The 9,969-nt window shown below is 72.1% G+C and carries 10 protein-coding genes; 2 read left to right on the forward strand and 8 right to left on the reverse strand.

What is annotated here, in order from left to right; translation table 11 throughout:
* The 6 genes from ACIQU6_RS42840 to ACIQU6_RS42865 form a co-directional block, all read right to left on the reverse strand.
* The coding region (locus tag ACIQU6_RS42840; protein WP_403487840.1) for a beta-ketoacyl synthase N-terminal-like domain-containing protein at window positions 1-795 on the reverse strand (795 nt) is incomplete at its 3' end.
* 59 nt (window positions 796-854) lie between these two features.
* Entirely contained in the window at window positions 855-1,949 is a 1,095-nt protein-coding gene (locus ACIQU6_RS42845; RefSeq protein WP_403487842.1) for an alpha/beta fold hydrolase, read from the reverse strand.
* Window positions 1,946-2,761 (reverse strand): 2-oxo acid dehydrogenase subunit E2, encoded by an 816-nt coding sequence (locus ACIQU6_RS42850; RefSeq protein ID WP_403487844.1) that lies wholly within the window; start codon window positions 2,759-2,761, stop codon window positions 1,946-1,948. The genes ACIQU6_RS42845 and ACIQU6_RS42850 overlap by 4 nt, the downstream gene beginning before the upstream one ends.
* Window positions 2,758-2,985, reverse strand: a complete 228-nt coding sequence (locus ACIQU6_RS42855; RefSeq protein ID WP_403487846.1) for an acyl carrier protein — start codon at window positions 2,983-2,985, stop codon at window positions 2,758-2,760. Before ACIQU6_RS42855 ends, ACIQU6_RS42850 begins: the two co-directional genes overlap by 4 nt.
* A complete protein-coding gene (locus tag ACIQU6_RS42860; protein WP_403487848.1) occupies window positions 2,982-4,886 on the reverse strand; it encodes an HAD-IIIC family phosphatase in 1,905 nt (634 codons plus the stop codon). Before ACIQU6_RS42860 ends, ACIQU6_RS42855 begins: the two co-directional genes overlap by 4 nt.
* An 8-nt stretch (window positions 4,887-4,894) precedes the next feature.
* The gene (locus ACIQU6_RS42865; protein WP_403487850.1) at window positions 4,895-5,926 is read right to left on the reverse strand and encodes a 3-oxoacyl-ACP synthase III family protein; all 1,032 of its coding nucleotides are present in this window, start codon (window positions 5,924-5,926) and stop codon (window positions 4,895-4,897) included.
* A gap of 195 nt (window positions 5,927-6,121) precedes the next feature.
* On the opposite strand from ACIQU6_RS42865, the gene ACIQU6_RS42870 reads away from it, so the two are divergent.
* Window positions 6,122-7,342, forward strand: a complete 1,221-nt coding sequence (locus ACIQU6_RS42870) for a cytochrome P450 (RefSeq protein ID WP_403487852.1) — start codon at window positions 6,122-6,124, stop codon at window positions 7,340-7,342.
* Window positions 7,336-7,569, forward strand: coding sequence for a ferredoxin (locus ACIQU6_RS42875; protein ID WP_403487854.1), 234 nt, complete (start codon window positions 7,336-7,338; stop codon window positions 7,567-7,569). Before ACIQU6_RS42870 ends, ACIQU6_RS42875 begins: the two co-directional genes overlap by 7 nt.
* 97 nt (window positions 7,570-7,666) lie before the next feature.
* On the opposite strand, the gene ACIQU6_RS42880 is transcribed toward ACIQU6_RS42875, so the two are convergent.
* Both ACIQU6_RS42880 and ACIQU6_RS42885 read right to left on the reverse strand, forming a co-directional pair.
* Window positions 7,667-8,884 (reverse strand): cytochrome P450, encoded by a 1,218-nt coding sequence (locus tag ACIQU6_RS42880; RefSeq protein WP_403487856.1) that lies wholly within the window; start codon window positions 8,882-8,884, stop codon window positions 7,667-7,669.
* A 206-nt stretch (window positions 8,885-9,090) separates the two neighbouring features.
* Window positions 9,091-9,969: phosphopantetheine-binding protein (locus ACIQU6_RS42885; RefSeq protein ID WP_403487858.1), on the reverse strand; the 879-nt coding region annotated here is incomplete at its 5' end.

Raw genomic sequence — 9,969 nt, forward strand, 5'->3', positions numbered from 1 at the left:
GTCGGCGTCGGCGGAGAAGGCCTTGCAGCGGCCGTCGGTGGACAGGCCGCGCTGGCGGCTGAACTCGATGAAGGTGTTGGGCGTTGCCATGACGGTGACGCCGCCGGCCAGTGCGAGGGTGCACTCGCCGTTCCGCAGCGCCTGGACGGCCAGGTGGATGGCGACGAGGGAGGAGGAGCAGGCCGTGTCGACGGTCACGGCGGGGCCTTCCAGGCCGAGGGTGTAGGCCACCCGGCCGGAGGCCACACTGCCCGCGCTGCCGGAACCGATGTATCCCTCGAAGGACTTGGGAGCGGGTGTCAGGCGCGTCGCGTAGTCGTTGTACATGACGCCGGCGAACACCCCCGTACGGCTGCCGCGCAGGGTCTCCGGGACGATGCCCGCGCGTTCGAAGGTCTCCCAGGCGACCTCCAGCAGCAGCCGCTGCTGGGGGTCGGTGGCCAGGGCCTCGCGCGGGCTCAGGCCGAAGAACTCCGGGTCGAAGCGCGGCGCGTCGTGCAGGAAGCCGCCGTGCCGTGTGTAGCTGGTGCCCGTCCGGTCCGGGTCGGGGTCGTAGAGGCCGTCCAGGTCCCAGCCGCGGTCGGTGGGGAAGCCGCCGATGGCGTCCGTGCCGTCGGCGACCAGTCGCCAGAGGTCCTCCGGGGAGGCGACACCGCCCGGGTAGCGACAGCCCATCGCCACCACGGCCACTGGCTCGTGCCGGTCGGCCTCGACCTCGCGCAGGCGTTGCCTGGCCCGGGCGAGATTGCCGGTGGCACGCTTGAGATATTCGCGAAGCTCTTCCTCGGTCGCCATTACGGTGTTCAACCTCTCGAAAAACGGGGCGGACGGGGATCGGGGCGAAGCGGAACCGGTCAGGCCCGGCGCGCGGCGAGACCGCGGCGGGCGCGGTGGGTGAGATGCGCGTACCGCAGGGCCGCCCGGGGCAGGTAGTGGCCGCCCTTCATGCGGAGAATCGACAGGAAGCCCCACAGCTGCATCTCGGGCAGGTGATGCGGGGCCCCGTGCACGTCGTCGTACTCGACGAACCGCAGGTCCCGTACGTGACGGCGCAGGCGCAGCGGATCCCCGGCCGGGATGATCTCGTCCCGCGCGCTCGCCGCGTAGGCCAATGGGACGGACAGCAGGGAGAGTTGACGATCCGTCAGGGCCCAGTCGCGGAGGTGCGGGCCGACGTCCGCGGCCGGGACGCCGGTCAGGTGGGCGAGGGTGTCGACGGTGATCCGGGGCACCTGTGCCTGCCAGGCGCGGTCCGTGAAGAAGTCGTGCACCGGGGCGCCGACCGTCATGATGCCCCGGATGCGCGGATCCTCCAGGGCGGCCCGCACGGCCATATGGCCGCTGAAGCTCAGCGTGATGCAGTACGTCCGCGTCACGTCGGCCAGGCCCTGGACCGCGTCGAGAAGCCGCGGCAGCATGCGCCAGCTGTCGGCGTCGTAGGGCAGGGTGTTCTCGCCGACGCCGGGGAGCTCGGTGACGATCCCGGCGAAGCCCAGCCGGTCCAGGCGGGCGAGGAGCGGTGCCCACTGCTCCTTGACGCTGACGATCCCGCCCATGAACACCAGCAGGGGCCGATGTCCGGTCTGGCCGAGCCCGGTCGTCCAGCAGCCCACCCGGCCCCCGGGGAGGTCCAGGTCGAGGCGTTCGATGCCGCCGGTCTCCTTCCGCCAGCGGTCGAAGGCGTGCACACAGCGCTCCAGCGCCGCGCCGCGGGCGGGGCCGTCGACGTAGGGGAAGCGGGCCATGTTGAAGTGCCGGCTGGCCTCCAGGTACTGGCCCGCCTTCTCGAACCGCTCGCCGACCCGGCACCACTCGCCGGCCCAGGAGTCCTCCGCGCCCTCCTCGTCGGTGCGGATACGGCCGAGCAGTTCCTCGAAGTGGCTCGGTGGCAGGGACTGCGCACGGGCGTGCGCGCCCACGTACTGCTTGAGTTCCCCGACGTCGTTCATCGGTCCGTCGAACCGGCCGCCGTGGCACCGGCGGTCCGGTCCTCCCCTCCTTCCGGTGCGCCGGGGAAGCCTTCGAGGCGTTCCTTGATCTCGGTGAGCATGTCGGCCGCCTCGGCGCCGTCGACGACACGGTGGTCGAAGGCCAGGTTCAGGCGCATCACCGGCGCCACGGTCACGGCGCCGTCCCGGACGACGGGCCGGTCCGTGACGCGGCCGACGCCGAGGGTGATCGTGGTGCCGCCCACCGAGTGGAAACCGTCCACGGCGCGGTGGCCGAGCGAGCTGACCGCGAACGTCCCGGTGCGGGCCGCCCGCGTCGCCAGCGACCGGGTCGCCCTGCGGAACAGCGCCCGGCCGACCGGCACCGGCAGCTTGTGCAGCGCGCGCAGGTTGGCGAACTCGGCCATGACGTCGGGGTCGCCGTCGCGGTAGTGGTCGACCTGGTGCTGGATCTCGTCCAGGCCGGCGCGTTCGAGGTCGGGCAGCACGGCGGCGAGGACGACGCGCCGGCCGCCCAGCCGCCGGTCCAGGGCGAGCTTGGCGCTGGTCGAGCCGTAGTTGACGGTCCTGGGCAGCAGACGGCCGCCGATCGCGCTGTTGGCCTGGGGGTGGGCGGCGATGACCCGCGCTCCGGCGTGCAGCACATAGCTGACCACCGAATAGCGGTGGCCGTCCGCGGCGGCGGCCGCGCGGTGCTGCCACACCCGCCCCATGTCGACCTCGGTGTCGAGGAAGACCGGCGCGAACGCCTTGGCGCTCTCCAGGAAGTAGAGCGTGTGCCGTCGCTCGCGGGCGACGGGGACCGGCCTCATCCGGCCACCGCCACGTCGTACAGGCCGCGGAGCGTCGTCGCCTCCAGCGCGGCGGGCAGCGACAGCGAACGGCCCGTTTCGCGCTCCAGCATGCTGAGCAGGGTGATGAGGTGGACGGAGTCCCAGCCCGGGACCGTCTCCAGCGCCCGGTCCACGTCGGAGTCGTCGACGGGCAGGCCCAGGTCGTCCTGGATCAGCGTCATGAATGCGTCGATGGAGTTCACGGGGTGTTCCCTTCGGAGGACTCGGTCAGCTGCACGTGGTCGGGGACCGGGGGGACGGACGCCAGGTCGTGCCGGAGGACGAGGCCGTCCTCGGTCTCCGTCACGGGCTCGAAGCCGTTCTGCGGATAGAAGTCCCGGACCTTGGTGTTCTTGGCGCTCTCGCGGTAGACGGCGAGCACCTCGCGTGCCCCGTCGGCCTGCGCCTGCCGCAACACCGCCGCCAGGGCGGTCTGTTCGATGCCGCGGGAGAACACCCGGCAGCTGAGCAGGAAATTGTCGATGTGCACGGTGGTGCCCGCACGGCGGGTGAAGACCGCGCCGACCAGACCGTTCTCGCCGAAGCGGTCGCCCGCGTGCACGGCCAGCACCCGGGTGTCCGGACGCGCGGCCAGTTCCTTCACGTCGGTCGCCTGGAGCCGCCGCGTGGTGAGGTTGAACTGGTTGGTGCGCAGCGTCAGTTGGGCCACCCGCGGCACGTCCCGCTCCTCGACCGGGCCGATCCGTACCCGCACCCCCAGCTCGCGCAGGTAGTCCTGGAGGGAGTCGAAGCTGTGCAGGAAGTCCTTGCGCTCGGCCTCGACGCGGTAGAGCGCGGGGCGCGCCCGGTCCTCCACGGTCAGCTCACGGACGTCGAACCAGCCGTCCCGCAGCAGCTTCCCGACATGCCCGGCCGGCTCCTCGTCCAGCTGGACGACGCTCACCCCCGGCAGTTCGTGGCGCACGAGGCCGCACTCGTAGGGGCTGTCGTCGGCGAACACGACGCTGTCGACGGCCAGGTTGAGGTCCTCGGCCAGCTCCTTGAGGTTCTCGTGCTTGGGCCGCCAGTTCACCGCGAAGCGGACGAAGTCCTCCTCCCGCAGCGTCATCCCCGGATGCCCGGCGACGACCTCACGGACCGGGGCCAGGTCGTTCTTGCTCACCGCGGCCAGCAGCACGCCCTGCGAGGCGAGTTGCTTGAGCACCTTCTGGAAGGTCTGGAACGCCTCGCCGCGGGGGCTGCCGCCGTCGACCTCGATGCCGTCCGGCCCGTCGTCGCCGAGCACCCCGCCCCACAGCGTCTGGTCCAGGTCCACCGCCAGGCACTTCTTCGGCTGTCCGGCCACGATGCGGGCCAGGTGACCGGCCTCCCGGGCGTAGCACGAGAGCATCCCGGGCGAGAGGTGGGCCTTGGCGTAGACGCTCAGCCGCGGGTCGGTGACCGCGACGCCCTCGGCCGCGTGCGGGTCCAGGTCGAGCACCACCAGCTCCGGGCGCGTCTCGGCCAGCCGCAGCAGGCGGGCGTTGGCCTCGCGCCAGACCGCGCCGAGCCGGGCGCGCGAGCGGTGGTCGACCAGCTGGGCGACGAGGGCGCGGGGCAGCGGCATGGTGTTGAGCACCAGGGTGCCGCTGCCCGACGCGGCGAAGCGGGCGGTGAGCCCGTCCAGCAGCGCCGTCTTCTCGGCGAGCACCGCCTCGACGTCCTCCGGACGCCAGGGCGTCGGCAGCTCGTCCATGACGATCATCGGGTCGAGCAGGCACAGGACCAGGTCGTGCGCGGCGGCGTGCAGGGCGCTGCCCGGGTCCGACAGGTCGAAGACATAGGAGTCGAAGTCCGAGACGGCCGTGCGCAACACGATGCCGTGGCGGGCGGCCTCCAGGGCGAGGGCCGGAACGAGCGCGGAGAGCGTCCCATGGCCGGTGACGGCGACCGACAGGGCCGGAAGCCCGGGGTGCTCGCGCAGCACCGCGTCCGGGTCGACACGGGACAGCAGTTGCGCGGCCCGCACGGTACCGGCCTCGGGCAGGCGTGCCAGCAGGGACTTGAGGTCCGGGTAGGAGGCGGCGAGACGGCCGGCCCGGTGCAGGGCGAGCAGTTCGTCACCGGGGTCGGCGGGGGCGGGGGCGGAAGTCGCGCGAGTCATGGTGCCGCTCAGACCCCTTCCAGCGCGAAACCGGCCTTGATCCACTTACTGGACTCGATGGCGATGCCGATCGCCCGCTCACCGGGCGCGAGCCGCTCCAGCGCCCGCTCCAGCTGGAAGAAGACCAGGGCGTTGGCGTTGTTGCCCGTCGTGTTGACGCAGGAGACCTCCTCGGCGCCCGCGACCCCCAGCCGTTCCACGATCCGTCGCGTCATCCGGCCGGACAGCTGCGGCGGCAGCAGATAGGTGACGTCCTCCTCGCGCCAGTCCAGGTCGTCCAGCAACTCGCGCAGGGTCTCGTCGGACATCTCCGGCACGCGCTGCTCGATCGCCTTGTAGTCCTCGGTGGCCGCGGGCCGTTCCGAGTGCCGGTCGACGGGCCCGAACCACTCCAACGTCGCACCGGCCACCTGGTTCAGCCCCGTCAGCCGCGTACGGACCGACACCAGCTCGCAGCGGCCCGCCGTGGGGTCGGAGCTCAGGACGGCCGCACCGGCCCCGTCCCCGAACAGGACGTAGTTCACCAACTGGTCGGGCGGCAACTTCGCCAGCTTCGCGTCACAGTCGTAGAACCGCGCGAGCACATCGGCGCCGATCACCAGCGCGGTACGGTGCCGTCCCGTCTGCAGCAACTGGTGGGCCACGTCCAGGGCCTGGACCGCGCCCGAACAGCCCGACTGCAACTGGTAGGTGGGCACGTCGTCGATGCCCAGCCGGTCACAGATGACGTTGACCGTGGCGGGCATGAGCTGCTCCGGCGTGGCCGTGGCCATCACGACGAGGTCCACCTCGTCCGGCCGGACCCCCGCGCCCTCCAGTGCCCGCCGGGCCGCCGTCTCGCCGAGGCCGGACAGCGAATCGCGGATCTCACCGGTTTCGATGTCGACCGCCAGATGCCGGTTGCGCGTTCCGATGAACGCGTCCACCCACTGTTCCCACAGGGCGTCCATGCCGAACCGGCGGGCGAGCGCGGCATTGTCGACGGGCGGTCCGGGCAACGCGGTACCCACCGACAGGATCCGGATGTGTGGAGTCTCCACGACCTGCTCCTTTCCTCTGCCCGGCCATATTCGGGAAAGCCGCTACCGTGCTGCTTACGTGACGCTTCCGTGAGCCGCCGCATTACGTGGCGCTAAAGCCCCGGAGGCACGGGGTTGCAGGGCGTTCGCGGCGCCTCCTAGCTTTTCCGGCTGCGGGGAAATCCCTGCCCGCAGGAAGAAGACGAGGGGAACGCGATGGAAATCACCGCCCCGCCGGGCCTGTCCGCTGCACCGCCCTTTCCGCAACAGAGGGCCTGCCCCTATCAGCCGCCGCCCGCCTATGAACAGCTCGGCGCCCAGGCGCCGTTGACCCGGGTCACGCTTTTCGACGGCCGCGTCGTATGGTTCGTCACCGGCTACTCCGAGGCGCGGCAACTGCTCGCGGACCCGCGGATCTCCGCCGACCGGCAGCGCCCGGACTACCCGGCCGTCGCGCCCCGCTTCCAGGCCGAGGTCGCCAAGCGCCTGGTGCTCATCGGCATGGACCCGCCCGCCCACGATGAGCACCGCCGCCTGCTCAACCCGGACTTCAGCCGCAAGCGGGTCGCCGAACTGCGGCCCGTCGTGCAGGAGATCGTGGACCACTACGTGGACCGGATGCTGCGGACCGGCCCGCCCGCCGACCTCGTGCACGACTTCGCGCTGCCCGTGCCGTCCCGCGTCATCTCCGAGGTACTGGGACTGCCCCACGAGGACCTGGAGTTCTTCCAGGACGCCTCACGCCGGCTCCTCCAGGCCACCACCGGTGCGGATTCCCAGGCGGCGGGCGGCGAACTCATCGGCTATCTCGACGCGTTGGCCACCCGCCGGCGCACCGAACCCGGCCCCGGACTGATCGGCCGCCTGGCCCGGGAAGAGGTCGCGACGGGCCGCCTCAGCCACGCCGACCTCGTCCAGATAGCCCTGGTCATCCTGGTCGCCGGGCACGAGACCACGGCCTCCACCATCGCGCTGGGCACCCTCACACTGCTCGACCACCCCGAGCAACTCGCCCGCATGCAGGCCGACCCGGAGACCGTGCCCCAGGTGGTCGAGGAGATCCTGCGCTGCGTCGCGGTCACCGACCTCGCCGGAGTACGCGTCGCCACCGCCGACATCCCCCTCGCGGGGCAGGTCATCCGCGCGGGCGAGGGCGTCCTGCTCTCCGCCACCATGGCCAACCGGGACAGCCGCGTCCACCAGGACCCGCAGGCATTCGACACCGACCGCACCGGCCGCCGCCACCTGTCCTTCGGCTACGGCATCCACCAGTGCCTCGGCCAGAGCCTCGCCCGGCTGGAACTGGAGATCGCCTTCTCCGCCCTGTTCACCTCCATCCCCACGCTGCGCCTGGCCGTCCCCGCCGACCGGCTGCCCACCCGGCCGCCGGGCAGCGGCACGGTGCAGGGCGTCAACGAGATGCCGGTGACATGGTGAGCGCAGGCGAGCCCGCCGAGGCACGGGTCACCGCCGACCGGGAAACCTGCATCGGGGCCGCCCAGTGCGCCTACAGCGCCCCCGCCGTCTTCGACCACGACGACGACGGATACGTCCTCGTACGGGACCCCCACCCCGGCCCCCACGAGTGGGAGGCGGTGCGGGAGGCCGTGGACCTGTGCCCCGCGCGAGCGATCGTGCTGCGCGGTACGCCCGACGGGAACTGATCACCTCGGCCCGGCCCGCCACCGGACACGACGACGAGCCCCGGAGGCCGAAGCCTCCGGGGCTCGTCGTGTCGAGCCGTCACGCACCGTCCGGCCGTTACGAACGGCTGCCGCCCGGCCCCCACGCCACCGGCAGCGAGCCCAGCGTCCTGATCTGCATGCCCTTCAGCCACTGCACGTCCTCGGGCGCCACGTCCAGCCGCAGGTCCGGGAAGCGCGTCAACAGGGCGGTGATCGCCACCTGCATCTCCACCCGGGCCAGGGCCGCGCCGGTGCAGTGGTGCAGGCCGTGTCCGAAGGAAAGATGCGCGTTCCCGGCCCGCCGCAGGTCCAGGGCCTCGGGGTCCTCGAACGCCTTGGGGTCCATGTTCCCGGCCGGGGTGGCGCACAGCACGGGCTCACCGGCCCGGATCAGCTGCCCGCCGATCTCCACGTCCTCCGTCGGGTACCGGGCGAACGTCGCGTGCGAGACGAGCGGGACGAAGCGCAGCAACTCCTCCACCGCCTGCGGAACGGCCTCCGGGTTCTCCCGCAGCAGCCGCGCCTGTTCAGGCCGCGACAACAGGACGTAGAAGGTCGAGGCCAGTTGGGAGGCCGGGGTGTCGTAGCCGCCGATCAGCAGCGTGTACACCAGCTCCAGCAACTCCTCGTCGGCGTAGGGGCCGCCCTCGGCCGCGGTCTCCAGCATGGCGCTGACCAGGTCCTCACCCGGCTCGCGGCGGCGCCGGTCGATCAGCTCGCGGACATAGTCGCGCAGCAGCTCCAGCTCGACCGCGATCTCCTCGGGCGACAGCTCCGTCCTGCCGAAGAAGCACTGCACCATGTCCTGGAAGCGGTCCCGCTCGTCCTCGGGCACGCCCAGGAGCTCACAGATGTTCAGCGCGGAGAACGGGCCCGTGAAGGCCGTGACGAGATCGACCGGGGAACCCCGCTCCGCCATGGCGTCGAGCAGGTCCTCGGCCACCTGCGCGATCCGCGGTCGCAGCCGCTCGACACCCCGGTTGGAGAACGGCTTCGAGATCAGCCGCCGCAGCCGGCCGTGGTCCGGCGCATCCGCGCCCATGATGCTGCCGCCCACCGGCACCGGCGCCACCCGCGCCTCGTCGCGGCCCGCCGCGGCGGCCCGGCCGAACCGCTGGTCGCCCAGGATGGCCCTGATGTCCGCGTACCGGCTCACCAGCCACGCGTTCTCCCCGTACGGCGGGGTCACCCACACCGGGCGCCCGTGCTCCAGGAGCTCACGGTAGCTGTGGTCGATGTCGAGCCCTTTGATCGCTGTGAATTCGAATGGGACGGGAACCCGTGTGGAGGTCATCGAGCCTTCCTTCGCCGTGAGGGCACGCGCCCGCACTGCGCGGCGCGTTGGTGCGCCCCAGCGTCACAAGGAACGCTAACCGCCGACTTACCCGCCGCCTCTTTCCGGAGACCCTGTCCGGAGAAGAGGAGGAAACGCCGCGACGGCGGGCCGGCGACAAGCACCGGCCCGCCGTCGCGTGGCCATGCGAACAACGAGCGACCGGCTCAGTCGAGTTCGCCGTCGATGAATTCGAAGAGATCCTCGTCCGCCACGGCATCCAGGCCGTCCGGGAAACTCGCCGAGGCGTCCGGGTCGGCCGCTCCGCCGTCGGCGGCCAGCTTGCTCAGGAGTGCCTCCAACCGGGCCCGCACAAGGGAGCGGTTCTCCTCGTCACCGGAGATCTCCTCGAACGCCGCTTCCAACGCGTCGAGCGGTGAAAGGGCCGCGCTCGGCAGCTCCTCGGCCAGCCGGTCCAGCAGATGACCGGCGAGGGCGACGGGCGTCGGATAGTCGAACACCAAGGTGGTCGGCAGCCGCAGTCCGGTGGTCGCACCGAGCCGGTTGCGCAGCTCGACGGCGGAGAGGGAGTCCAGGCCCATGTCGAGCAGCCCGCGCCGAGGCTCCACGGCCGAGGGCGAGGCGTGCCCGAGGACTTCGGCGACGTGGCCGCGCACCAGCTCGTCGAGGAACCCCTCGCGTTCCGCGTCGTCCATGTCGAGCAGCCGGTCCCGTACCCCGGGCGCGCCCTCGGCGGGCAAGGCGGCCGACCGCACGGGGGCGGCCGGTACGGGCACCAACTCCCGGTACAGCGCGGGCAGTTCGCCGGCGGCGGCGCGGCTGCGCAGCGCCCCCAGGTCCAGCAGCGCCGGCACCGCGAGCGCCGCGTCCCGCGCGAGCGAGGCGTCGAACAGCTTCAGCCCTTCGGCCGAGGTGAGCGGCAGGATACCGCTCCGCCCGATCCTGGCCCGCTCGGCAGCGCCCAGCGACCGCGTGAGACCGCTCTCCTCCTCCCATAGGCCCCAGGCGAGGGAGGTGGCGGGGAGGTTGTGGGTGTGGCGGTGGTGGGCGAGGGCGTCGAGGTAGGTGTTGGCGGCTGCGTAGTT

Source organism: Streptomyces sp. NPDC090442, assembly GCF_044769405.1.
GTDB lineage: Bacteria > Actinomycetota > Actinomycetes > Streptomycetales > Streptomycetaceae > Streptomyces.